We start from the raw sequence: 24,348 nt of genomic DNA on the forward strand, positions 1-24,348 counted from the left end.
AGCTACCCGGCCACCCAACGTCAAGAACGTGGCGCGCCCTTCTCGTGCGCTGCCGCCGCCGCGCCCTCGGCGTGCGCGTCCTTGCTCTGCGCAGGGCTCGCGCTCCGGTGCGCAGCCGGGTCGTTGCTCGGCGCCTCGGCGCGCTCCTTCCGCCCCGAGGCGCCGGCGGTCTTCGTGATCTTGCTCCGCGACGGCGCCCCGGCGGCCCGCTGGGCGGACGCGTCCGCCGCGTGCGGCGGCCGCTGCGTCGAGGGCAGCGACCGGCCGAGGCGCTCTCGGGCGAGGGCGATCAGGCGCCCGACGTCGTCGTTCCCCCGAAGGAACGCGTCGCGCTGGCGGGGATCCCGCAGGGCCTCGACGCGCGCGGCCAGGGCGGAGAACGCGGCGTCGAGCGCGGCGTTCGCCTCCCGCTCCTCCCCGATCGCGAGGAGGGCCTCCACGAGGGTGACGCGGATCGCGTCGCTCCACTCCTCGATGGGCCCCCCCGCGAGGTGGCGCGACGCCTCGCGCGCCGCGTCGACCGCGGCCCTGAGCTCGCGGCGCGCCAGCTGGACGCGGGCCATCGCGAAGCTCGCCATCGCCTGCAGCGCGGCCGCGCGGTGCGCCGCCTCCTCGCAGAGCCAGCGCGCGACGGCGTGGGCGGTCGCGTGGTCGCCGGGGGCGCCGCGCCAGACGAGGAAGAGCGCCTCGTACAGCCGGCCGGCGAACCTGAGGCGGGAGATCTGGCACGCGTCGGCGATCTCGCTCGCCTGGCGCTCGAGCGCGACGCCCTCCTCGATGTTGCCGAGCCGCGCGTGCGACATGCCGAGGTTGTGCAGCGCGAACCCCTCGATCGCCCGGAGCTTCCGGCTCCGCGCGTCGAGCAGCGCGCGCTCGAGCAGCGCCTGCGCCTCCTCGAACAGACCGAGCTGGTTCAGCGCCGAGCCGGTGCTCAGGCGGGCCCTCGCCGCGATGACGGTGTCGCCGGCCCCGTCGGCGTCCGCGACGAGCGACGCGCCCAGGGAGGCCGCGGCGGCCAGGTCGCCGGCGTGCATCAGCGCGGCCAGGTGGGCCTCCCGGGCGTGGAGGAGCGCGTCGGTCGAGCCGCTCCCGCGCGCGGCCTCCATGGCCGCGTGCGCGGCGCGGAGCGCCTCGGCGGGCCGGCCCAGCGCCGCGAGGGCGCGGACGCGCGACGCGAGGAGCTTCGCGCGGATCGAGGGCGAGAGCGCCGCCGCGAACTGCGGAGAGAGCGCGGACGCGGCGCGCGCGTCGCCCTCGGCGCTCTGGCCTGTCTCGATCGTGCAGGTCGCCGCGACGACCTGCGCCTCGCCCCACAGATCCGAGCCGGGCAGCGCGAGGCGCGACGCCTGCTCCGCGGCGTCGAGCGCCTCGTCGAGGCGGCCGAGGAGCTCGAGGATCTCCCCGCGGCGCACCAGGAGCGCGGCGCGCGTGGTCCCCTCGGCCCCGCAGGCGAGCCCGCGCGTCGCGAGCTCGAGCGCCTCGTCGAGCCCCGCGCCGCTCGCCGCCGTGTCCCGCGTCGCGCGCGCGTACAGCAGCGCGGCCCGCGCCTTGTCGCCGCCCGCCTCCGCGTGGCGCGCGATGAGCCCCGGATCGACGCCCGCGGACTCGAGCCAGGCGGCGGCGGCGATGTGGAGCGCGGCCCGGTCTTCCTCGAGGATCGACGCGTACGCCGCGTCTCGCACGACCGCCTGCCGGAACGTCCACTGCACCTGCCCAGGGACCCGCGGCTCCAGCTGGCGCGCGATCATCTCGCCCGCCTCCAGCTCGGCGAGCTCCGCGCCCACGGCGCGCTCGAGCAGCGCAGCGACGCCCGCCGTCCAGAAGACCTGGCCGAAGACGGAGGCGGCGCGCAGCGCCCCGCGCACCCCGCTCGACATGCGGTCGACGCGGACCTGCACGAGGGCCTGCACGCTGAGCGGCACGCCGTCCCGCCCCTCCGCCGCGGACCGGATGAGCTCCTCCAGGAAGAGCCCGTAGCCGCCGGCGCGCTGCACGATGGCCCCGCGCGTGGCCGGGTCGGCCTGCGGGACGGCGTCCGCCACGAGCCGATCCGCGGCCTGCGGGGACAGCGGGGGGAGCGTCACGCGGGTCACGTCGCGGTGCTCCCACAGCGACGGGAACCGGGCGGAGAGCTCGGGCCGCGCGAAGCCGAACACCCCGAAGCGGAGATCGGCGCAGCCGAGCAGCCAGTCGACGAGCTGGACGGTGGTGCTGTCGGCCCAGTGCATGTCCTCGATGACCAGGATCTGCGGCGTGGTCTCGGACTTCGAGCGGAAGAACGCCTCCACCGCCATCCGCGTGCGCGACTCCATGAGCTGCGGGCTCTCGCGGGCAGCGCGCAGCGGCTCGTTGTCCTCGTCCGGAAAGGGCACGCCGGCGAGCTCCCCGATGAAGCCGGCGAGGAAGCGGAGCGGGCGGGCCAGGCGCATCGCCACGTGGGCGCTCACCTTCTGCACCTGGTCCTCGAGGCGCTCGCAGTCGCGGACGCCCATGAGCGAGCGCAGGGCGCGGCCCAGCCCCGTGATGCCCGCGCCCTGGCTCATCGCGTCGCCGCGGCAGAGGAGGATGATCGGCGCGTGCGGCGCCGTCTCGAGGTGCTGGATCAACGCGGCGCGGACGCCGCTCTTGCCGATGCCGGCGGGGCCGGTCACGAGCGCCGCGCGCGGCGCGCCGTCCTCGGCGATCTGCTTGAAGATGCCCTGGAGCCTCGCGAGCTCGTGCTCGCGCCCGAGGGTCGCCGTGGGGAGCCCGGCGAGCTTGCGCGCGTCGAAGCCGGCGGCGTCCTCGTGGACGAGCACGCCGCCGCGCGCGTCCTCCTGGACCACGAACCGCCCCTCCAGCGCCGCGGTCGCGTGCGCGTCGATCCGGACCGCGCCGGGCGCCGCGTACTCCAGCTGCTGGGCAGCGCGCTCGAGCGCCTCGCCGGCCAGGCTCGCCCGGCCGCGGACGGCGTGCCCGATCGCGACCGAGGCCCGCGCGCCCGGCGTCGATCGGGCGACGGTCAGCGCCGCCCGCGCGGCGCGGGCCACCTCATCGCCCCGCGAGCGCTCCACCCCGAGCGCCGCGACGAGCCTCCCGTCGGGGAGCGGCTCCAACCGCGGATCGTCGCCGAGTGCCTCGCGGAGCGCGGCGTCCACCTCGGGGCGGAGCGGCCCGGCACCCAGCTCGAAGAGCGCGCAGGCGATCACGCGCCGCTCGCCGTTGGCGAGCCGCACCTGCGGCCGCTCGTCGCCCGGCCCGGCGGGCCCCGGCATGTTCTCCTGCGCGGCCGCGCGCCGGACGATCGAGGCGGACCTGTCGGTCGCGGGAGGATCGTTGTTCAGCTCCCCGACCCGCGCGAGCGCCCGCGCCAGCTCGCCGCCGTTCTCGTACCGCTGCTCGCGATCACGGGCGATGGCGCGCGCGAGCACCTCGTCGAGGGCCTCGGGCACGTCGAAGCGGATCTGCTGCGCGCGCGGGGGATCCTCGATCACGAGGCGGCTGAGCAGGGCGATCGCGTTCTCGGTCTCGAACACGTTCCTGCCCGTGACGAGGCGGAACAGCACGGCGCCCAGCGAGTACACGTCGGCCCGCGCGTCGACCGCCTCGCCGCGCGCCTGCTCGGGCGCCATGAAGTGCGGGGTGCCGATGATGGTGCCGCGCTCGGTCGGGCAGTCGTCCGGCACCGCGAGCTTCACGACGCCGAAGTCGATCAGCTTGATCGCGGTGCCCTTGCCGCGGACGAGGAAGATGTTGGAGAGCTTGAGGTCGCGGTGGACGACGCCGCGGGCGTGGATGGCGGCCATCGCGGCGGCGCTGCGCCGGACGACCTCCACCGAGTCGCGCATGCCGAGCGGCGCGCGCCGCTGGCGCTGCCCGAGATCCTCGCCGTCCAGCCACTCCATCGCGAAGAAGAGGCGCCCGTCGAGGCAGGTGCCGTGGGCGATGTACTGGACGATGTTCGGGTGCCGCAGATCGGCGAGGATCGCGATCTCGCGCGCGAAGCGGGCGCGCTCCTGGGGCGACGCGGCGGCGCGCAGGACCTTGAGCGCGACCGGGGCGCCGGTGGTCTGATCCGTGCCCTTGAAAATATCACCCATGCCGCCGCTTCGGCTGCGGGCTTCGATCATGAAGCGGTCGGTCGGGTCGGTGGACTCCGGGAGCACCGTCCGGATAGGCTACGCGAACCTCGCGTCTTCATGCCAGCGAGAAGGCGTTCTGCGCGGCGCGGAGCGCCGGCGGGCGACCTGGGCCGAAGCCCGAGTCGCGCGTTATCGTCGTGCTGCTCCGCAGCGTGGCGCCCTCCATGAGCGGGGCGAGCAAGGCACGGCGCTCGAAAATTCCAGCCAGCATCCGCGCCGTCGCGCCGTCCGCACCATCCTCCTGCCCGCGCGCCCCCCTCCGTGCGCTCAGAACCCCGCGAGGAGCCCGGCGCCGATGGATGCGCTCGGACGCGGAGGTCTCAGCGCGCCGGCGAGCGGGGGGTCGAGGAGCCCGAAGGAGACGAGGACCTCGGCGTGCGAATAGAACGAGAGCGCGTCGCTGAGCGCGAGCTCGATCCCGCCGCGGAGCCCGAGCCCCATGAACAGCAGAGACACGTCGGTGGCGGGGGCGGACCGATCGCCGACGTGCGCCACGCCCATCTCGACGAGAGCGCACGTGACGAGCAGGTCGGCCGTGTGGAGGCACGGAGCGAACGCCCCGCTCGCGTGCGTGCGCAGGTACGGCGCTCTCACGCTCGTGCTCCCGCCGGGGCTCGGGGTGTATGGACTCGACACCTCGCCGTTTCCGCGCGCGCTCGGGTTCGAGACGGCGAACGTGCCCCGGCTCTCCAGCGAGAAGGAGAGGCTCTGTGACCAGCGAACCCTGAAGAGCAAGGAGGCGCCGCCGAACAGCCCCTCGGACACCCCGAGCCCCGCTATCGCGCCCGTGCCGACCCGCGCCGAACTCCATGGCTCGCCGGGCCCGCCCGCAGGCTCCGGGCGCGCCGGCGCGCTCTCTGGGCGAGGCGGCGCTGCGGGCGCTCGTTCGTCGCTCGCGAACGGCGTCAGCGCGAAGGAGATCGCGAGCGCGACGGTGTTGGTGAGCTGCTCGCAGGCGCCGTCTCCGTGCGAGAGGTCGAAGCCCCGGCCGGAGACCCGCCCGTCGGCGTTCCGGTAGGTGGTCGTCGCGACGACGTGGGCGCCGTGAGGCCTGATCGCGACGTCGACCTCCTCGGTCGCGTCCTCGCGGAAAGGATCGTACCCGACGCGCAGCCGGATCCGCTCGCGCAGCGCGCTCTCTCCAGGGCACGAGGCCGCTTGCGCACCCTCGCTGTAGCGCAGCCGCAGCGCGCGGCGCGCCGGCTCTGCCGCGAGCGAGGGCGCGCTGAGCAGCAGAGAGGCGAAGGCGATCATGCAGAGAAACGAGCGTGCCATATCCCCGATCAGCGGCTCCGATAGACGAGCCATTCGTGGCCGCCATGAAGCCCTCTCGAGCCAAAGCACGTCAAGAGCTCACGTCGTTTCTCTTTGCGAGCCCGGCAAGCATCAATCGAAGTGATAATCGAAGCCCGCGAATCGTAATGGCCGCGAAATCGCGATTATGCGTGAGCGGGATCCGAATCCGTGACGAGCGTGATCACTTGCCCGTATACACGTGGGCAGCCGACCCGCGCGGAGCATGAGGATCCATCGGGACTCGTGGCAATGCAGACACGCTGTCTGCAGTGGCCTGCGGGCGGCGGGCGTGCTCCGCCCGCCGCGCGGACCTCTCGGTCAGCGTCGCGCGCGGTCGATCTCGTTGGAGGGGGAGGGAGGGGGGAAGCGGCCGGCGAGCGGTCAGCCTGCGCTGGCGCCGGCGCTGGCGCCTGCGCGCGAGGCGAGCCGCGCGAGGTCCTTGGGGTCGCTGACGCGGACGAGGATGACGGTGATGTTGTCCCGCCCGCCGCCCGCGTTCGCCTTCTCGATGAGCGCCTGCGACGCCTTCTCGGGATCGGGCTCGGCGAGCAGGATGTCGCGGATCGCCTCGTGGCTCGTCATCTTCGAGAGGCCGTCGGAGCAGAGGAGGTAGACGTCGCCGGGGTGGGGCCGGGCGATGATCAGATCGACCTTGACTGCGGGGGAGATTCCGATCGCCCGGCTCAGGTGGTTCGCCATCGGCCCGGTGATCCCCGCGGCGCCCATCGTGTGATCGGTGGTGAGCTGCGTCAGCTCGTTGTCGCGCAGGCGATAACAGCGGCTGTCGCCCACGTGGCCGATGTAGAGGCGCTGCTTGTTGGGCGAGAACCGCGCGCTGACGAGGGTCGTGCCCATGCCCGTGAGGCTCCGCTCGGCGTGGGCCCGCTCGTAGATCGCCTGGTTCGCTTGCTGGATCGCGACCGCGAGCTCGCTGCCGCGACGCGGGACGTCGGGGTAGGGGCTCTCCTCGTCGCTCTCCACGAACGACTGATCCTTGAACGCGCGCGCGATCGTGTCGACCGCGAGGCGGCTGGCGACGTCGCCGCCCGCGTGGCCACCCATGCCGTCCGCCACGGCGAACAGGTAGTGCTCGTCCAGGCAGAGGTAGCAGTCCTCGTTCTTCTTGCGCTTCTGGCCGGGATCCGTCTGTCCGACGGCGCTGATGAGCAGCAGCGGCGACGAGCTGGTCGGCTCGTCGACGGCCGCCTCGTCGTCGTAGATGATGGGGACGGCGGACGGCTCCTCGCGCTCGTGCCCGTCGTCATCATCGTCGTCGTCGTCATCGTCGCCGCCGTAGGACGGGATGCTCGCGCGCTTGATCGTGCTCTGCAGCACCTCCGGCGGCGCCAGCGTGATCAGCGTGAGGTCGTCGTCATCGTCGTCGAACGCGTCATCGTCGTCGTCGCGGCGCGACGAGCCGTTCGATCGCTTCCAGTCGGCGCTCGAGATCCGCTCGGTGCGGCCGTGACTTCCGGTGGTCTTCGCGTGGGCGCTCTCGCTCGCGGGCGTGCCGCCCCGCAACCCTGCTGCGCCTGTCCTCGTCGTTGAATCTTCGAGATCTCCCTCCCCCTCGTCGAGGGCTTGAGCTCCTGGGCCCCCCTGCGTCAGCGTCGTCGCTGCGCGAGGCCGGGCCCGGTCGCCGTTGTTCGAGCGAAAATACCAATAGATCAGCCCAAGAAGGGCGATTCCCATGACAAGGGCGGCTGCGAGATCGGCCATGTCCCGGCGACCAACGTAGCAAAGGCGCGCCGCGTCTCCGAGATCAACGTGCAGGGGGACGGACGACGGCGATCGATCCCGGTCGACCTTGACCTGCGGAGCCCGCACCGCAGGGGCGCACCTTGGGCACCACCCGGCGCAGGGGAGCGCCATCTCACCCCGCCGCCGGGCTCGCCACCCCGTGACGGGCGGCCGCTGCAGAGCGCCTCGCCTGGAGCAGAGCGTCTCGCCAGGAGGAGGCCGCGCCTGGCGGGCCGCGCGCGCTCACCCGGGGCAGGCCGTGCGGCCGTGCTGCGTTGCGGCAGGTGCAGGCGAGAAACGAGGGCCTTCGCAGCGGCGTCTGCCGCTCGTTCGCCAGGAGGACCGCTGCGAGCGCCGCGCGCTCGGCGCGCGTCCGCCGCAAACGAACCCGCGGAGAGGAGCGGGTTGCCAGTGCTCCAGGTGCTGACTAGTCTCCGCGCCCGCATGAAGCTCGCCCGCACACTTCTCCAGACACCTCGCGTCGTTGGCGTGGGCCTCGCGGCCTCGATCGTGGGCGGGCTCGGGGGCGTGGGCTGCTTCGTCGAGGGCGAGGGGCTGCCGCCGCCGGTCGAGGGGCTCTACTATCCGACGGGCCTGGCGGTGTCTCCCGGCGGACGGGTCCTCTACGTCGCGAACTCGGACTTCGATCTCCAGTTCAACGGCGGCACGGTCCAGGCGCTGGACCTCCAGCGGCTGCGCAAGCGGGCGCTCACGCTCCAGTCGGGGCTCGCTCCTGGCGGGCAGGACGCCAGCGGCGGCGTGCGCGGTGCGTGCGATGCGGTGGGGCTGAAGACGAACGCCGCGTCGTCGCTCTACCCGGGGCCGTGCGGGCCGCTCAACCTCTCCGCCCTCCAGGGCGACGAGGAGGTCGTCCGGAGCTCGGCCGTGATCGGCGCGTTCGCGTCCAACCTCCTCCTCGTGCACAGGCCGCTCAGCGGCGAGGCCGCCGACCCCGGCGCGGAGCGGCAGGCGCGCCTGTTCGTGCCCGTGCGCGGTGACCCTTCGGTGACCTTCTTCGACGTCGCCGACGACCGGTTCGACGACGCCGGCGCGCAGCGTTGCCAGGGCGAGGCCTGCTTTCGGCTGGACTGCGGCGCGAGCGCGGCGGGCGGGCGCTGCGGCAGAGATCACCGCATCGGGGAAGACCCCGGCCAGGAGCTCATCCGGCGCAAGCTGCCGCTGGAGCCGTTCGGGATCGCCGCCGGCCCGGACGGGACGAGCATCGTCGTCTCGCATCAGACGGAGAACGCCGCGAGCGTCATCGTGAACCGCTGGGAAGCGAGCGAGAGGCCGCAGCTGGCGTACGTCCTCACCGACCTCGGCCTCGGACCGACGGAGCTCGCGGCCGTGCCGCGCCCGAGCGTGCTCGGCGAGCTGGAGAAGAACGGGTGGGGGATCGACTACCAGCCCGCGTTCGCGGTCACGTACATCGCGTCGTCGGAGCTCGGCCTTCTCCGCTATCAGGACGCCGCTTCAGGCGCGGCGCCGCGCCTGAACGAGTCGACCCCGACGCCGATCACCGCGCTCGCGAGGGGGACCGACTCCCGCGGGGTCGCGTTCGACGCGAGCGAGCGGCAGGCGTGCGAGGACGGCTGCGCGGGTGGCGCAGACGTGGCCGAGTGCCTCGAGCGGTGCGTGGAGATCCCGATCCCTGTGTACGTGGCGCATCGCGGACCGAACTCGCTGCTCATCGGCGAGCTGACGACGACGCTGGTCAAGAAGGGCTCGGACGTCGGCACGGAGGGGCGGGCCTCGGTGTACGACACGATCGCGTTCAGCGACGCCGCCCCGCTCGGGGCCTACCCGTCTCGGATCGAGATCGGCGAGGTGATCGACCCGGAAGGCGTGCCTCGCCGCAGGGTCTTCGCGCTCGCGTTCGACGCGGGGCTCGCGTTCTCCTACGACCCGGAAGCGCGCCGCGTCGACGCCGTCATCAAGACCGGGCGCGGGCCGCAGGCGCTCGCGTTCGACACGGGCTCCGCGTGCGGCGACGAGAAGGAGCGCTGCGACCGCGAGCAGGGCGGCGCCGGCCGCGACACCTATTCCCTCATGTACATCGCGCATTTCACCGACTCGTACCTCGGCGTTGTCGACCTCGACATGCGCAAGGCGAGCACGTTCGGAACGATGATCCTCACGGTGGGCACGCCCGTCCCGCCCCGGGAGTCCCAATGAAGCCGCGCCTCGCGCTCCTCGCCTCCACCTCCGCCCTGGCGCTCGCCGGGTGCGCCGGGGAGGCCACGCCGGTCACCGTCGAGGCCCTGGCGCAGTCCGGCCGCAGCGCGTTCGTCTGCCTCGCCGTCGACCGGCCGGATCCGGACAAGCCGGGCGTGATGCGCTCGCTGCCGATCACGGACTGCTCGTACCGCAACGTCGAGTCGTCCACCGACTACGAGGTCGACGCCGAGGACGGGGGCAGGGCCACGCTCCCGCACCTCTACGGCCTCGTCACGCAGACAGCGCGCGGCGAGGTCGCGATCGTCGACATGACGACCGAGTCGGCGCTGACCGTCGATCGGGACCCGGGCACGCCCGCCCCGAGCTTCCTCCCGGTCGGCGCGCAGCCGGTCGACATCGTCGCGACGCCGGGCGGGACCGCGTCGTTCGTCGCCGTCGCGGAGCCGGGGCGCGCGGGGATCTACGCGCTCCCGTCGGCGAAGGTGCTGCCGCGCGAAGGCTGCCCGGTCCCGTCGCTCAGCTCCTGGCCGGCCTGCTCGCTCCCCTCGGCGCCTGGCGAGATGCTGCTCGTCGCCGACCCGCCGGACCCGGAGGGCAGCGGCAAGCTGCGGAGCTCGTGCGAAGGCAGCTACGACGTCGAGCCGACCGAGCCTGGCGACCCCGGTGCGTTCGTGGACGACGTCTGCTCCACGTCGAACGGGAGCCTGGACATGGAGGGCGGCGGCCGGCAGAAGCTCCTCGTGACCTTGCCCGATCTCGGCGGCATCGCCGTGATCGACGCGCAGAAGCTCCTCGAGGGCGAGGACGGCGGCTTCGAGGCGTGCGACGTGGAGCGGTGGGTCCCTCTCGGGGTCTCGCTCCCGCCGGCCGAGACGCCCGATGAGGCGCCGCGCGGTCCCGAGTGCGCCCAGCCGGCGGCCGCGACCAGCCCGGAGCAGGCCTCCGAGAAGCCCCGGCCCGCTGGGCTCGCGCTCTCCGACAAGCGCCTGTTCATCGCGGATCTCGACGCGCCGGTGATCCACGTCGTCGACCTCCCGACGCCCTGCGAGCCGCGCGAGTCACCCCCGCTGCTCCCCGCGTCGACGCTCGATCCAGGGCGCGTCGTCACGACGACGCGCCTCGCGGTGAGCCTGGCGTCGCCCCCCGACTTCAGCCGCTACCTCTACGCGGTCGACGCCGGCGACGGCAGCGTGATGGTCTTCGACGTCAGCGACGGCGCGCCCAGCCGGTCGCCGCTCTCTCGCGAGAATCCGGACTGGAACCCGTTCCAGCCGCCCGACCGCGTCCGCCTGCCGGCGCCTGTCCGCGATCTCGCGATCGTGCAGCGCGACGTCCCGAAGAGCCTCCCGGCGACGGGCGTGGTGCCGAGGGGGATCCGGTGCAGCCCCGATCCGAAGCTCACGCCGTGCGACAGCAGCGTCACGTCGTGCGACATCGAGACGCTGTACCGCACGTCGGCCGATCGCGACTCCGGCGCCGGCCCGCTGAAGCTCCGGGGCACGTTCGCGTACATGGCGCTCACGAACGGCCAGGTCGCGATCGTCGACATCGACGACCTCGACGGGGCCTGCCGCGGACCGGAGCGCCAGAGCGTCCGCGCGGGCTGCGCTGCCGACGCTTCGCCGAGCAGCCCGCTGCTCGAGACGAGCGGCGAGGCGTCCTGCAACGTCGTCCTCCCGCACGCCGTCCGCTCCGAGACCTACGTCGTGGCGAGCGACGGATCCGGCCAGATCGAGCCCGGCGTGCAGGGCCTGCCGATCCTCTACGATCGCAGCGGCGCGGTCGTGCCGCTCTCCGCGGAGAGCCCGAAGATGCGCGCCACGTTCCCGTCCGAGGGGGCCTCGCCTGACCTCGCGCTCGCGGTGGGGGTGCAGCGCGAGGCGATCGCGTCGAGCGACAGCGCTGAAAGCGAGCTCGACGAGCAGGGGCTCGTGCTGAGGTCCGGCGGACCGCAGCACGCGCTGACGATGAACCTCGAGGACCCGCGGGTGCACATCGCCAACGAGACGTGGACCGTGACCTACGAGGGGGTGTTCACGTCGATCACCCGGGCCGCCGTGGCCTTCGACGAGAACCTCTACCTGAGGGGCGCGGACGCCCGCTTCTGCCGCCGCGGCGTCCAGAGCCTGACCAGCGTGAAGGCGCAGCTGGAGGCCGCGGGCGTCCCGGAGGGCGAGGCCGAGACCCGCGCCGAGCAGCTCGCCGACTTCGCCCAGATCACGTCCGAGCTCCCGGACGAGGACGCCACCTACTGGAACAACGTCGACTCGTCCGTGTGCTCGTTCGACACCTGCAACGCGAAGTACGGCAGCGTCATCACGTCGCGCCCGGCGCTCCGCATCGAGGAGGCCTACGACGACCACCTCGAGTTCGCTCCGGCCGCCGAGGCCGAGGCCAAGTTCGCGGCGTGCTGCTTCGCCGGCTCGGTGCAGCTCGGCATCCGCGCAGGGGGGCAGTGGGTCGTCCGGAGCAACGGCGCCGGCTTCCTGCACCACGTGATCGCCGATCCCGCGACGGGCGCCTGCCGGAATTCGTGCGACACGCGCCTCTCGCGGCTCAACGGGCGGGTCGTCCACACACCGCGCGACGGGCGCGTCACCGACGGTGATCCGGGTGCGTTCATCAACCCGATGTTCCGGTTCGCGGTCACGGGCGGCGTGCCCGAGCAGGACATGCAGTTCCGCTTCACCACCCAGGGGGCGTTCACGCCGCTCGCCCTGGACCTCGCGGACATCAGCGACACAGTGGAGCTCCAGCCGCAGGCCATCCAGCTCGTTCCGGCCACGGGCGAGCTCGCCGTCACCGACGGCTCGGTCCAGGGCCTGTTCCTGCTGAGCTCACGCGACGTCGCCGTGGCGCGCCGGTTCCGCTGAGCCGCCTGCCGGCACCGCGGCATTGCGGTTTCGGCGCCGAGATTTCCACGAAAACAGCGGAACAAACGCGCGAATCACGCGTAGACCTCACCGGCGGTCGAGACTAAGACGCCGGCGATGCAGCCGTCCGAGCAGCCTGCGGCCAGGAAGAAGCTGACCCCGGTGATGCGCCAGTACGAGGATGCGAAGGCGCTCCACCCCGACGCCATCCTCTTCTTCCGGATGGGCGACTTCTACGAGATGTTCAACGACGACGCGGTCCTCGTGTCGCGCGCGCTGAACCTGACGCTCACGAGCCGCAACAAGGGCGAGCCCGACGAATCCCCGATGGCCGGCGTCCCGCACCACGCGGCGCACGGGTACATCGCGCGGCTGCTCGCGCTCGGCCACAAGGTGGCGATCTGCGAGCAGTGCGGCGATCCGTCGAAGATCAAGGGGCTCGTGCCGCGGCAGGTCGTGCGCGTCGTCACGCCGGGGCTCGTCACCGAGACCGAGCAGCTCGACGCGCGCGCCAACCACTACCTGGCGGCGGTCGACGGCGGCGGAGCGCCCCGCGGCGACGCCCTTGGAGCCGGGGGCCCGTACGGCCTCTCGCTGCTGGATCTCTCCACCGGCGAGCTCTCGGCCACCTCGGTCCCGGACGCCGCGACGCTGCTCGCGGAGCTCGCCCGGGCGGATCCGCGCGAGGCGCTGATCGCCCGGGACCTCCCGGACGTCCGCGCGGCCGCGGCCTCGCTCGCCTGCCGCGCGGCGCTGCGCGACGACGAGGAGCTCGACAGCGCGCAGGTCGCGGCGATCCTCGACGACGCCGCGATCGAGCCGATCTCGGCGGCGGCGCTGGCCGAGCACCCGCTCCCGGCGGTGCGCGCCGCCGCGCGGGCGCTGCGCTTCGCGCGCCGCTGCAGCCCCGGCGCGCGCATCCCGGTGCGCCGCATCGCCCCGCACGACACCTCGGGCACGCTGCGCATCGACGAGACGGCCCAGGCGCACCTGGAGCTCGTGCGCGCCGCGGACGGCGGCCGCCGCGGCACCCTGCTCGACGTCATCGACTGCACGGTCACCCCGGGCGGCGCCCGGCTCCTGCGCCGCCGCCTGCTCTCGCCGCTCGCGGATCTGGCCGGCATCCGCCGGCGCCTCGACGAGGTGGAGCTCTTCGTGTCGCACCCGCGCGCCCGCGGCGAGCTGCGGCAAGCGCTCGGCGGCGTCGGCGACCTCGAGCGCCTCAGCGTCCGCGCGCTCCTCGGCGAGGCCACGCCGCGCGACCTCGGCCTCCTGCGCGACGGCCTCACGGCGGCCCCGGCGGCGATCGCCGCGGTCCGGTCGATCCCCGACCTCGGCAAGGCAGCGTCGCGGGGCGACGACGGCGCCGCCGCGCGGGGCAAGGACGGCGCCGCTGCGCGAGGCAAGGACGGCGCGGCGGCCGCGTCGGGCTCCGAGCCGCTCCTCGCCGAGGCGGCGTCGCTGGACGTCGTCGCCGACGTCTGCGCCGAGCTCACTGCAGCGCTGATCGAGCGGCCGCCCCCGAACACGCGCGAGGGCGGCATCTTCCGCGAGGGGTACGACAAGGAGCTCGACGACGCGCGCGGCGTGGAGAAGAACGCGACGGAGCTCATCCTCGCGCTCGAGGCGAAGCTGCGCACGCAGACGGGCGCGCCCTCGCTCCGGGTCAAGTACACGCGCGTCTTCGGCTGGTACATCGAGGTGACGCGCGCGCACATCGCCAAGGTCCCGGAGACCTTCCGCCGCAAGCAGACCGTCGCGACAGGCGAGCGCTACACGAGCGACGAGCTCGACGAGCTCGCCGACAAGATCGAGCACGCCGGGGCGCGCGCGCTGGAGCGGGAGACGGCGCTCTTCGACCGGCTGCGGGCCCTCGTCGCGAAGAGCGAGGGCCGCCTCCGCGCGCTCGCGCGCAAGCTCGCCGCGTGGGACGTCGCCGCCGCCCTCGCCGACGTCGCCCACCGCAACGACTACGTGAGGCCGCACGTCACGGCGGGCGAGGCGCTCGCGATCCGCGACGGCCGCCACCCCGTGGTCGAGCGCTACGCGGCCGCGGGGCACTTCGTTCCGAACGACACCCGCCTCGATCTCTCGGGCGAGCGCCTCTGGCTGATCACGGGCCCCAACATGGCGGGCAAGTCGACGCTCATGCGCCAGGTGGCGCTGATCGTGGTCCTCGCGCAGATGGGCAGCTATGTCCCCGCGCGCGAGGCGGAGATCGGCCTCGTCGACCGGATCCTCTCGCGCGTGGGCGCGAGCGACAACGTCGCGCGCGGCGAGAGCACGTTCATGGTCGAGATGCGGGAGACCGCCGAGATCCTCCGCGACGCGACGCGGAGATCGCTCGTGATCCTCGACGAGATCGGCCGCGGCACGAGCACGTACGACGGCCTCGCGATCGCGTGGGCCGTGGCGGAGCACCTGTTCGACGCGATCGGCTGCCGCGCCCTGTTCGCGACGCACTACCACGAGCTGACGGAGCTCTCGGCGCGCGCGCCGGGCATCGCGAACCACTCGGTCGCCGCGCGCGAGCACGGCGACGACGTCATCTTCCTCCACAAGCTCGAGGCGGGCCCCGCGAGCCGCAGCTACGGCGTGGCGGTCGCGCGGCTCGCGGGCGTCCCCGAGAGCGTGCTCGCGCGCGCCCGCGCGATCCTCGCGACGCTGGAGTCGGGCGCCGCGCTGCCGGGCGGCAAGCACGCCTCCCTCCGCGGCCGCACGCGCGGCGGCGCCGCGCAGCTCGACCTGTTCGCCCCGGCGCAGGCCGCGGTGCCGCCGGAGCAGTCGGCCGTCATCGAGACCTTGCGCGCTGTGGACGTCGATCGGCTCGCGCCGCTCGACGCGCTGCGGCTCGTGGCCAAGCTGAAGGGGCTGCTCGGCGGCGGCGGCTGACCGCGGCGACTCAGTCCGGCGGCGCGATCTCGCGGAGCTCGGTGCCGCCCGCGTACCCGTAGCTCACGAACGAGTCGAACCCCGTCACGAGCAGCCCCACGGGCGCGGAGGCCGTGAGCCAGTGCACGCCGTCGCGCTGCATCCCGGGCAGCACGTTGTCCGGCGCCTGCCGCGCCGGATCGATCGCCGCGAAGCTCAGCTGGCAGCGGTAGACGACGAACGACGGCGCGCGGCCCCCGCGCTGCTCCTCCGTGAGCCCGTCCGCGGGCGCGATCTCGCACTCGTCCGGCCCGAGCGTCACGTCGTCGAGCCGCACGACGGCCGACCGCGGCGCGACCACCGAGATGAAGTCGAACGCGTACTTGTCCGGCGTCAGGAACACGTAGTCCGGCCGGAACTGCTCGATGGGCGGCAGGATGATCAGGCTCGGATCTCCGCCTGGCAGCCCCTGCTTGACCCCCGTCGCGTTCTGGCTGGCCATGATCTGCGACACGATGACCGGCTCGGAGCTCTCGATCATGAAGTCGCCCCACGCCGTCACCTCGCGGAACTCGCCCAGCGACGACAGCGTGATCCGATCGTCCGGCGGCGGCAGGGTCGTCTCGATCACGGCGCCCTTGCTGCTCGCCGCCACGATCCTGACGTACTCCGGCTCGGGCACGGCCTCGATCCGCGCGCCGGCCTCCTTCACGGTCTTGGACCGGCTCGGCGTGTGCGGCACCGCGAACCGCTTGCCGGCGGTCCGGGTCGGATCGAGCTGATCCTCCAGGTGGTCGGCGCAGCAGCGGCGATCCGCGAGCTCGTCGAAGTGGGGCGCGTCCGAGGCCTCGTTTCCGGTGAAGACCGCGATGGGCTGATCGGCCTTCACGATCGATCCGGTGAAGTCCGCGTTGAACCCGCCGCTCTCCAGGTTGAGCACGTCGAACGCGCCGAGCTTGACCTCGATCGACCCGCCCTCCGGCGTCTCCGGGACGGGCCCGCCCCCGACGACCCTCGCCGTCGTCGTCACCTGCACGGTCGTGTTTTCGCGCGTCCCGACGATGGTCAGGAACGCCCGAAGATCGATCGGGTTCTGCGGATCGAAGTTCGTGTCCGGATCGTCCGTGACCGCGATGGTCTGCGGCCACCCGGTGACGACGTACGCCGTCGCCATCGCGCCCGGGCTGTAGGTCAGCGCCTCGCGCGGCTTCAGCAGCGAGGCGTCGTTGGAGAACACGTTGGCGTTCTCCAGCGGGTTGAACTGGTAAGCGACGATGGGGAACTTCGACGTGATCTTGTACGCGTGCCGCGTGAGCGCCGTGTGCGTGCCCGTGTTGTACTCGCCCTCCGGGCTGCCATCGACCTCGCGCGGCCCGAGCTTGAACACCTGGAGATAGAGCGGCGCGATGAGCGCGCTCGCGATCTCCACCGGGGCGGGCGCGTCGCCCGGCGCGCCGTCGTCCTGGAAGATGTGGATCTCGTTCGGCACGTCCGGCTGCGGGTTCGAGACCACCACCGCGAACTGCTGCGCCGCCGCGTTTCCGGTCGCGTCGATCCGCGCGTTGTCCAGATCGACCGCCCAGTACTCGCACCCCACGTTGCTCCGCTCGAGCTCCGCGACGGTGCACAGCTGCTGGCAGCTCCCGCTCCGGCACGCCTCGCCGGCCTCCGTGTCGCACGTGTCGATCACGCGGCCGAAGCTGCCGTCCGCGTCGCAGACCACGACGTCCTGCTCGCGGCACGAGTGCGCGGCGGGCACGCACGGCCGACAGCCGAGCTCGAGCGACGCGCACACGAGCCCTCGAGCGGCGCAGTCGTCGAGCGTGACCCAGGCCAGCCCTGCGCCGGTCTCCTCGCAGCGCGTGAGCTCCGCGCCGCAGCGCACCTCGCCGGCCGTGCAGGGCGGCGGCTCCTCGGGCCGATCGCCCCACCGCGTGCCGCTGTCGAAGCAGCTCGGCGCGAGCCCGAGCCCCGCGGCGACGGCGATGAGGGCGGCGGCGGCGGCATACCGCGATCGGGCGCGGCTTCCTGGCTTCCGGGCGCGCGTCGGCCTGCGCGCTCGCGTCGGGTGGGGCGGGGCGCTCATCACAGGTGTGCGCTGAAGCTGTCGAGGGAGTAGGCCGACATCCCTGCCGGCTTGAGCTGCCGGTAGACGAGCTTGCCGTAATCGAAGCCGTCGATCTTCGCCCCGTACACCCCGATCGTGAGCGGCCCCGGCGGCAGCGCGCCGTTCTCGATCTCGAGCTGCCGGAGGTCCGGCACCTCGACGGCGTGCGACCCTGCCGGCACGGCCACGGTCCACCGGATGAGGCCGTTTCCGCTCGCGATGTCGTAGACGCTGAGGTCGACGGGCGCGCCCGCGCCGAACGAGGTCGCGAGGTGGGACCCATCCCAGGCGCTGTTCTGCGCGGGCGCCTCGAGCGTCGGCACCCCCACGAAGTCGCCGATGCGCACGGGCTCGCTCGTGCTGGTCGAGAGGACCCGCCCGACGACGGACAGCGGCGCGAGCCCGGCCTTGCCGGTCACGGCGCGCGCGGACGAGTGATAGCTCGCGCCGAGCAGATCGCGCGCGAGCGGCGGCACGCCCACGAACGTCAGCCCCCCGTTGAACGGGATCAGCGGGCTCTGCGCGCCCATCGGGAGCGTCGCGAACCCGTCGTTGCCGATCATCAGCGACACGTTCGCCTGGATCCGGTCCGGCCCCTTCGGCCCCTTCGCCGGCGCCCTGACGTCCATCGAGAGGGCGTGGTCGAGCGGCTGATTGATCCGCAGGAACACCTCCCTCGTCCACTCGTTCGGGAGCACCGGGATCCCGCGGACCACGCCCATCGCGTACGCGGTGAACCGCGGCGGGGTCGTCGAGCGATCCTCGAGGCCCGCCAGCGCGTAGATCGTGCGGTTGCCGGGCGCGACGTACATCGTGAACCCGTGCCCGAGCTCGCCCGACGTCTCCGGCGTGATGGCCTGGAACTCGGACGGCAGCCTGAAGGTCGCGAGCGGATCGACGCCCGTCGTGAACACGTAGGCCGCCTTTCGCTCGGTCTCGCGGCGCGGGCTCGGGATGTTGCCCCACGCGACGCTCCCGGGGTCCAGCGACGTGTCCCACACGAGCTCGCCCTCGATCGCCCCGGCGCTGCCGACCTTGCCGCCGACCGGCGGCGGCGGATCGCCGGACGCGCCGCACGCGGGCGTGAGCACCGGATCCAGGTAGACGGTCACCGTGTCGACAGGCACGTCGACGAACGAGATCGGGCTATGGCACGTCGCGGCCACGGTGACGGTGCGCGGCGAATCGAGCGACGCGTCCTCGATCACCGCGACGCCGGACGCGTCGACCTCGATCGGAGAGGTCGTGTCGGCGCCGAGGACGACGCTCGCTCCGGGGATCGGGTCACCCGTGAAGTTGTCGTAGACGAGCACCTTGAGCCGTCCCGCGAGCGGCGCGCCGCTGAGCCCGCCCTTGTAGCCGTTCACGCTGTCCTCGTAGGTGTAGCCGTCCAGCACGAGGATCGTCTCGCCGCCGGTCGTCACCGAGATCGTCTTCGCGCCCGGCGTGCCCTGGGGCACCGTGCAGACGAGCCGCGTCGGCTCCGGGACGGCGAGCGACGAGCACGGCTTCTGATCGATCTTCGCGACCGTCGTCTCGTCCCAGCGCGTGCCTTGCCCGATGAGCTCGATGGTCGTCCCGCCGGAGATCGGTCCGCTCGACGGGGACGCATAGAGCGCGTCGTACACGTAGCCGCCCGGCAGCGCTCGCCGGGTCGACGTGTCGTCGCCGTTCTGTACGGCGAGCTCCACCGGGCCCGCCGCGCCCGGCGGCGCCGCCACCTGGACCCGGCTGGGATCGACGGGCACGATCGCGGACGGATCGACCTCGACGTCGCCGAACCAGACGCGGACCTGGGAGCTGAAGCCGTTGCCGTGGAGCAGGACGCGCTGGCCCCCGTTGAACGGCCCGTGCGTCGGGTCCGCGCCGAGCAGCGCGTGCGGATCGCCGCCGGGCAGCCCTGCGCCGGTGGACGATGACGTCGACGTGGTCTGCGGGTCCACGCCGAAATCGCCGCCGTCGCCGTCGGTCTGCCGGCGGATGCCCTCGGGCGCCGACGCGATGCAGGCGGAGACGATCGCGAGCCCTGCGCAGACCGAAGCGAAGCGTGCGGTAAGAAAGCCTCGTGATGCGGTTCGCACGAGGCGAGTGTACGCCATCGCGGATGCCGGGCCACGGCGCGCCAAGGGGCGTGGCCCGGCGTTCCCGTGCTCCGCGCCGCGCGGTCCATCGGCGCAACCACGCGGACGGCGGAGCGGACAACCGTTCGGGGAGCGCGGGGAGCGCGGGGAGCGCGGGGAGCGCGGAGACACACGCAAACACACGGAAATACTGCGGTGCGATGCGGTGGCTTCGTCGCTTGACAAGCGATGGGCCTCGGGGTAGCAAACCGCCCCCTTCTTGCGGTCTCGTGACGAGGGGGACAGCGGAGGCTGAATCCTCTCACCTTCGCTGCCGCTGAACCGAATCCACACGCTCTCCTGGCACCCACGGCATTCCGCGGCCCGGTGCCCCAGCAGCACGGACGCTCCTGTCCGCGCCTGGGGTTGGTCGCGGGAGGGGGAGCGGCGGACCAACCGAAAGGACACTGCCGTGACCGATACCAGCTTCTCCGCATCCGTCCCCGCGGTCGACACCATGCAGGCCGCTGCCCCCCAGCCGGGGGATTTCCCGCTCCCGCTCCGCTCGCTGCTCGACGCGGGCGTGCACTTCGGCCACCAGACGAAGCGCTGGAACCCGAAGATGCGGCCGTTCATCTACGGCGCGCGCAACGGCATCCACATCATCGATCTCGATCAGACGACGCGGCTCTTCAAGCGCGCGTACGACTTCCTGACCGACGCTGTCGGCCGCGGCGGTCACGTGCTGTTCGTCGGCACGAAGCGCCAGGCGCAGGACATCGTGCAGGAGGAGGCCCGCCGGGCGGGCATGTACTTCGTCACGAACCGCTGGCTCGGCGGCACCCTGACGAACTTCCGGACGATCAAGCAGGGCCTCGATCGCCTGCGCACCCTCGAGCGCATGAAGGAGGACGGCACCTACGAGCAGCTGCTCAAGAAGGAGGTCGTCCGCCTCGAGAAGGAGCGCGAGCGGCTCGAGAAGTACCTCGGCGGCCTCAAGGGGATGGGCGGCCTCCCGGCGGCGATCTTCGTGATCGATCCGCACCAGGAGTCGATCGCCATCAGCGAGGCGCGCAAGCTGAACGTCCCGGTCGTGGCCATCACGGACACGAACTGCGACCCGGATCTCGTCGACTTCGTGATCCCTGGCAACGACGACGCCATCCGCTCGATCCGGCTGATCACGGCCCGCGTCGCGGACGCGTGCGTCGAGGGCGCGCAGCGCCGCAAGGATCACGGCGAGGGCGCGCAGCAGGGGGCGGGCGGCGGTCGCGGCCAGCGCGACGAGATCAACGTCTACCAGGGCGGCCGCGGCGGCGGTCGCGGCGGCGGCCCGCGCCAGCAGCAGGCGTCGTAGCCCGGCGCGAGCCGCGACGGAGCGGCCCAGCGCCCGGGCGGTGGGGTGACGACGATGTCACCGGTCGCCTGGGCGGTGTGGCAGCCGCGAGAGAGCAGAGAGGGCGCAGGGACAGAAATGAAAATTTCACGCCTCTGCGCCTTCTGTGCCTCTGCGGTTCGACCCGCCCTCGCACGGGCCGTTCGTGCAACAGCAGTCGGACGTGTGGTGAACGGGGGCCGCTCGGCGCGGCCTCTTCCTATCTAGGTTCCAGGTTGAAGGAGAAAGAGCCATGGCCGGCATCAATGCGCAGGCGATCAAGGAGCTTCGTGAGCGTACCCAGGCGGGGATGAGCGACTGCAAGAGCGCCCTCACGGAGGCCGAGGGCGACATGGAGAAGGCGGTCGAGATCATCCTGAAGAAGGGTCTCGCGAAGAGCGCCAAGCGGGCCGGCGCGTCCGCCACCGAGGGCGAGGTCCGCGCGGTGGTCGCGGCCGACCGGCGGAGCGCGACGATGGTCGAGGTCAACATCCAGACCGACTTCGCCGCCCGCAACGACGCGTTCCGGCAGTTCGTCGGCGACGTGCTCTCGGCGGTCGAGAAGGCCCCCGACGGCGCGGACGCGGCTCAGCTCTCGATCGGCGGCAAGTCGATCGCCGACACGGCCACCGAGCTGACCGCGCGCATCGGCGAGAAGGTCGCTGTGCGCCGGTGGGATCGCGTGTCGATCCCGGCGGGCAAGCACGGCGTCACGCACGCGTACGTGCACCTCGGCGGCAAGATCGGCGTGCTCGTCGCGGTCGAGGCGTCGAGCCAGGCGGTGGCGGAGCACCCTGCGGTGCAGAAATTCATCGACGAGACGGCGATGCAGGCCGCCGCGATGAGCCCGCTCGTCCTCCGCCGCGAGGAGGTCACCGAGGAGCTGAAGGCCAAGCAGAAGGAGATCTTCGAGGGGCAGCTGCGCGAGGATCCGAAGCCGAAGCCGGAGGCGGCGTGGCCGAAGATCATCGAGGGCAAGTTCAACAAGTGGTACTCGGAGGTTGCGCTGCTCGAGCAGGAGTCGGTGGAGGCCGCGTCGCGCGGCGAGTCCGGCCAGACGATCGAGAAGCTCCTCCAGGCGGCGTCGAAGGCCGCCGGCGGCGAGCTCAAGCTCACGCGCTTCGTGCGGTACGAGCGCGGCGAGGGCATCGCCAAGAAAGAGGACGACTTCGCCGCCGAGGTGGCGAAGATGGCCGCGAGCTGACGCGGTCCGATGCGGGGGCGCCTCGCCGCCGTCTCGATCGACCTCGACGAGGTCCCGAACTACCTCGCCATCCACGGGCTCGCCGTCCCGGATCGCTCCGGGGCGGCGGTCGCGCTGAGCGCCGTCTACGACACGGCGCTCCCCCGCATCGCTGATTTCGCTGCTTCCCACGGCATCCCCGTCACGCTGTTCGCGATAGGCCACGACCTCGCGCGCCCCGAGAGCGCCGCGGCCTTGCGCGCGCTGAGCGACGCTGGCCACGCGGTCGAGAACCACTCGTACGGGCACCGCTACGACCTCTCGCGGCTCCCGCGCGCCGCGATCGCGCGGGAGGTGCTGCTGGGCGCCGAGGCCATCGCGGAGGCTGTCGGCCGGCGTCCGACGGGCTTCCGCGCGCCGGGGTACACGGTGAGCGACGCGCTGTTCGACGCGCTCGACGCGGTCGGTGTCGCGTTCGACTCCTCGGTGTTCCCGTGCCCGCCGTACTACGCCGCGAAGGCGCTCGCGATGGGCGTGCAGCGGGTGAAGGGCAGGGGATCCTCGGCGATCCTGGACACCCCGCGCGTGCTCGCGGCGCCGCGCCGGCCGTACCGGCCGGGGCGGCCGTGGTACCGGCGCGGCGGCCGGCGCTTCGTCGAGCTGCCGATCCAGGTGACGCCGGGGCTCCGGCTGCCGGTCATCGGGACGAGCGTGGCGCTCGCGGGCGCGGCGGGTGCGCGGCTCCTGGCGCGCGCGTGCGCCGGGGAGGCGCTCGTGAACCTGGAGCTGCACGGCATGGACTTCCTCGACCGGAGCGACGGCCTCGAGGCGCTCGCGCCGCACCAGCCGGAGCTCCGGGTGCCGCTGGGCAGGCGGCTCGAGGCGCTGGGGGCGTTCGTGGAGGAGCTTGCGCGGAGGGGAGCGAGCTTCGTGCGGCTGGACGAGGCGAGCAGGGAGCGCGGGCTCGTGGAGTGACCCGGGGGGCGGTGCCGACTCCGAGAGCGAGTATTGCCGGCTGAGCGAGAGGGGAAGTCGATTAGACGCTCTGCGTCATGCGCGTGATCCCCGTGCGTCATGCGCGCGTTTCTAGTGTGTGGTGCGCGCGTTCTTGGCGCGTCGTGCGCAGGGGCCTGGCGTGTCTTGCGCGTGGCGTGCGGTGGCTCCCGCGAGCTGCCTGCGCGCCGTGTGCGGGTTCGTTCCGCCTCTGCGCGACGTTGTTCCGCGCAGTGTGCGCGTCGCGGCGCGTGGTGCGCGCATCCCGGCGCGCGGTGCGCTGGTTCGACCGCCGTCCCGCGCATTCGCCCGCCGGCCTCGCGCGCGATCCCCGGCCGTCGTGGCGCTGCTCATCCTGCGCTTCGCGCGCGCCGCATCCTGCCATGCGCGTCCCCGCCGGCGGCTGTGTGCCGTGTCCCGGGCATGGTGCGCCCCTGCGCCCCATCGGATCGGGCTGTCGCGACGTGATTGTGCTCGCTGGAGTGCGCCCTTTCCTTTCATTGACGCCTTCTCGTAGCTTCTTCTTTCATGGCCATTTCCAAGACCAAGAAGCCCGCGCCGGCGGCATCGCCGGCCGAGGTACCGATCGTCTCATCGACCACCATCACCCTCGACGCGCTCGCGAGGGAGCTCGGCCCCGCGGATGGCGCGTTCGCCGCGCGCACCTACGCGGGCATCCCCGAGGAGGACCTCGTCACCGAGGGGACGCGCATCGATTCGCAGAGCCTCATCGATGACGTCCCCCACTTCGTCGCCTCCGCGCGGCGGATCCTGGGCTCGCTGTCCGAGGCGCAGCGCGCCAAGGTGCGCATGCCCGCGGCGCTCTTGCCGCTGCTCGTCGCCGAGGCGGGCAGGCTCCAGGCGATGAAGCGGTCGCACGACGCGGCGGCGACCGAGGCGGCAGGCGCGAGGGCCGCGCTCGAGGTGCAGGGGCGGAGCGCGATGCGCGACGGCATCGGCGAGCGCGATCTCTGCTACGACGGCCTGCGCAACGCGCTCGGCGCTCGCCGCATGGCGCGGGTCGACGCCGTCGTGGGGCGCGCGGACTCCCCCGAGAGCCTAGCCAAGGGCCTCGAGGCGCTCGCGAGCTTCATCGACGAGACCCGACGGGCCGATCCCGCGCAGGACGCGAAGCTCCTCGAGGACTACGGCGTCGGCGCCGAGTGCGCGGCCGCGCTCCGGGCCACGGCGCAGCGGGTGCGCGGCGTCGCCAGCGTCCAGATCGCCGCGGGGCGACGGGTGACGCAGCGCGCGCTCGATCTGCAGGACGGGCGGGTCGCGGTCGTGATCGAGAAGATCCTCCGTGCCTTCCGCGCGGCGCGCCGGGTCGATGGAACGATCCTGGTCCCCGAGCTGAACAAGGCCGCATGGATGTTCGAGGCCCGCTCCGGCAGCTCCGCCAAGAAGCCCCCGCCCGCCGGAGAGAAGCCTTCATCCAACGGAGAGACGCCCCCGCCCGCCGCCGGAGCGCCGGGCGCCGTACCGCCGGCGCAGGGAGAGACGACGCCGAGCCTCGGCGCCGACGGCTGAGCCTCATCCCCCAGGACCACG

The 24,348-nt window shown here is 73.0% G+C and carries 13 protein-coding genes; 7 read left to right on the forward strand and 6 right to left on the reverse strand.

Annotation, left to right across the window (positions count from 1 at the left end; genetic code table 11):
- Positions 1–20: 20 nt before the first annotated feature.
- From WMF19_RS18265 to WMF19_RS18280, 4 genes are all read right to left on the reverse strand, one after another.
- Positions 21–4,079 (reverse strand): serine/threonine-protein kinase, encoded by a 4,059-nt coding sequence (locus WMF19_RS18265; protein WP_437900266.1) that lies wholly within the window; start codon positions 4,077–4,079, stop codon positions 21–23.
- Between the two features lie 97 nt (positions 4,080–4,176).
- On the reverse strand, positions 4,177–4,332 hold the full coding sequence (locus WMF19_RS18270; protein ID WP_437900267.1) for a hypothetical protein: 156 nt from the start codon (positions 4,330–4,332) through the stop codon (positions 4,177–4,179).
- A gap of 56 nt (positions 4,333–4,388) precedes the next feature.
- Positions 4,389–5,396, reverse strand: coding sequence for a hypothetical protein (locus WMF19_RS18275; RefSeq protein WP_437900268.1), 1,008 nt, complete (start codon positions 5,394–5,396; stop codon positions 4,389–4,391).
- A gap of 402 nt (positions 5,397–5,798) precedes the next feature.
- The gene (locus tag WMF19_RS18280) at positions 5,799–7,136 is read right to left on the reverse strand and encodes a PP2C family protein-serine/threonine phosphatase (protein ID WP_437900269.1); all 1,338 of its coding nucleotides are present in this window, start codon (positions 7,134–7,136) and stop codon (positions 5,799–5,801) included.
- Positions 7,137–7,601: 465 nt separating this feature from the next.
- On the opposite strand from WMF19_RS18280, the gene WMF19_RS18285 reads away from it, so the two are divergent.
- The 3 genes from WMF19_RS18285 to mutS all read left to right on the forward strand — a co-directional run bounded on the left by WMF19_RS18285 (position 7,602) and on the right by mutS (position 15,100).
- Entirely contained in the window at positions 7,602–9,332 is a 1,731-nt protein-coding gene (locus tag WMF19_RS18285) for a hypothetical protein (protein ID WP_437900270.1), read from the forward strand.
- Positions 9,329–12,208, forward strand: a complete 2,880-nt coding sequence (locus WMF19_RS18290; protein ID WP_437900271.1) for a hypothetical protein — start codon at positions 9,329–9,331, stop codon at positions 12,206–12,208. Before WMF19_RS18285 ends, WMF19_RS18290 begins: the two co-directional genes overlap by 4 nt.
- A 117-nt stretch (positions 12,209–12,325) precedes the next feature.
- Positions 12,326–15,100: a DNA mismatch repair protein MutS gene (gene mutS, locus WMF19_RS18295; protein ID WP_437900272.1), complete on the forward strand. Its 2,775-nt coding sequence runs from the start codon at positions 12,326–12,328 to the stop codon at positions 15,098–15,100.
- A 10-nt stretch (positions 15,101–15,110) separates the two neighbouring features.
- Here the strand turns inward: mutS and WMF19_RS18300 are convergent, their stop codons facing one another.
- Together WMF19_RS18300 and WMF19_RS18305 are read right to left on the reverse strand one after the other, a co-directional pair.
- A complete protein-coding gene (locus tag WMF19_RS18300; RefSeq protein WP_437900273.1) occupies positions 15,111–17,165 on the reverse strand; it encodes an IgGFc-binding protein in 2,055 nt (684 codons plus the stop codon).
- Positions 17,165–19,267, reverse strand: coding sequence for an IPT/TIG domain-containing protein (locus WMF19_RS18305; protein WP_437900274.1), 2,103 nt, complete (start codon positions 19,265–19,267; stop codon positions 17,165–17,167). Before WMF19_RS18305 ends, WMF19_RS18300 begins: the two co-directional genes overlap by 1 nt.
- A gap of 496 nt (positions 19,268–19,763) precedes the next feature.
- Between WMF19_RS18305 and rpsB the strand changes: the two genes are divergently transcribed.
- The 4 genes from rpsB (at position 19,764) to WMF19_RS18325 (ending at position 24,327) form a co-directional block, all read left to right on the forward strand.
- A complete protein-coding gene (gene rpsB, locus WMF19_RS18310) occupies positions 19,764–20,603 on the forward strand; it encodes a 30S ribosomal protein S2 (protein WP_437804226.1) in 840 nt (279 codons plus the stop codon).
- Positions 20,604–20,874: 271 nt separating this feature from the next.
- Positions 20,875–21,825: a translation elongation factor Ts gene (gene tsf, locus WMF19_RS18315; RefSeq protein ID WP_437900275.1), complete on the forward strand. Its 951-nt coding sequence runs from the start codon at positions 20,875–20,877 to the stop codon at positions 21,823–21,825.
- A gap of 9 nt (positions 21,826–21,834) precedes the next feature.
- Positions 21,835–22,779: a polysaccharide deacetylase family protein gene (locus WMF19_RS18320; protein ID WP_437900276.1), complete on the forward strand. Its 945-nt coding sequence runs from the start codon at positions 21,835–21,837 to the stop codon at positions 22,777–22,779.
- A 546-nt stretch (positions 22,780–23,325) separates the two neighbouring features.
- Positions 23,326–24,327 carry a hypothetical protein gene (locus tag WMF19_RS18325; protein WP_437900277.1) on the forward strand — a complete coding sequence of 334 codons (1,002 nt, stop codon included), beginning with the start codon at positions 23,326–23,328 and terminating at the stop codon, positions 24,325–24,327.
- Positions 24,328–24,348 lie beyond the last annotated feature (21 nt).

Source organism: Sorangium sp. So ce124, assembly GCF_051525235.1.
In the GTDB taxonomy this organism is placed as follows: Bacteria; Myxococcota_A; Polyangia; order Polyangiales; family Polyangiaceae; genus Sorangium; species Sorangium atrum.

Excerpts from the sequence above, each read along its gene's own strand:
- WMF19_RS18265 (WP_437900266.1), bottom strand. The coding sequence starts at position 4,079 with ATGGGTGATATTTTCAAGGGCACGGATCAGACCACCGGCGCCCCGGTC.
- WMF19_RS18270 (WP_437900267.1), bottom strand. The coding sequence starts at position 4,332 with ATGCTGGCTGGAATTTTCGAGCGCCGTGCCTTGCTCGCCCCGCTCATG.
- WMF19_RS18275 (WP_437900268.1), bottom strand. The coding sequence starts at position 5,396 with ATGGCACGCTCGTTTCTCTGCATGATCGCCTTCGCCTCTCTGCTGCTC.
- WMF19_RS18280 (WP_437900269.1), bottom strand. The coding sequence starts at position 7,136 with ATGGCCGATCTCGCAGCCGCCCTTGTCATGGGAATCGCCCTTCTTGGG.
- WMF19_RS18285 (WP_437900270.1), top strand. The coding sequence starts at position 7,602 with ATGAAGCTCGCCCGCACACTTCTCCAGACACCTCGCGTCGTTGGCGTG.
- WMF19_RS18290 (WP_437900271.1), top strand. The coding sequence starts at position 9,329 with ATGAAGCCGCGCCTCGCGCTCCTCGCCTCCACCTCCGCCCTGGCGCTC.
- mutS (WP_437900272.1), top strand. The coding sequence starts at position 12,326 with ATGCAGCCGTCCGAGCAGCCTGCGGCCAGGAAGAAGCTGACCCCGGTG.
- WMF19_RS18300 (WP_437900273.1), bottom strand. The coding sequence starts at position 17,165 with ATGAGCGCCCCGCCCCACCCGACGCGAGCGCGCAGGCCGACGCGCGCC.
- rpsB (WP_437804226.1), top strand. The coding sequence starts at position 19,764 with ATGCAGGCCGCTGCCCCCCAGCCGGGGGATTTCCCGCTCCCGCTCCGC.
- tsf (WP_437900275.1), top strand. The coding sequence starts at position 20,875 with ATGGCCGGCATCAATGCGCAGGCGATCAAGGAGCTTCGTGAGCGTACC.
- WMF19_RS18320 (WP_437900276.1), top strand. The coding sequence starts at position 21,835 with ATGCGGGGGCGCCTCGCCGCCGTCTCGATCGACCTCGACGAGGTCCCG.
- WMF19_RS18325 (WP_437900277.1), top strand. The coding sequence starts at position 23,326 with ATGGCCATTTCCAAGACCAAGAAGCCCGCGCCGGCGGCATCGCCGGCC.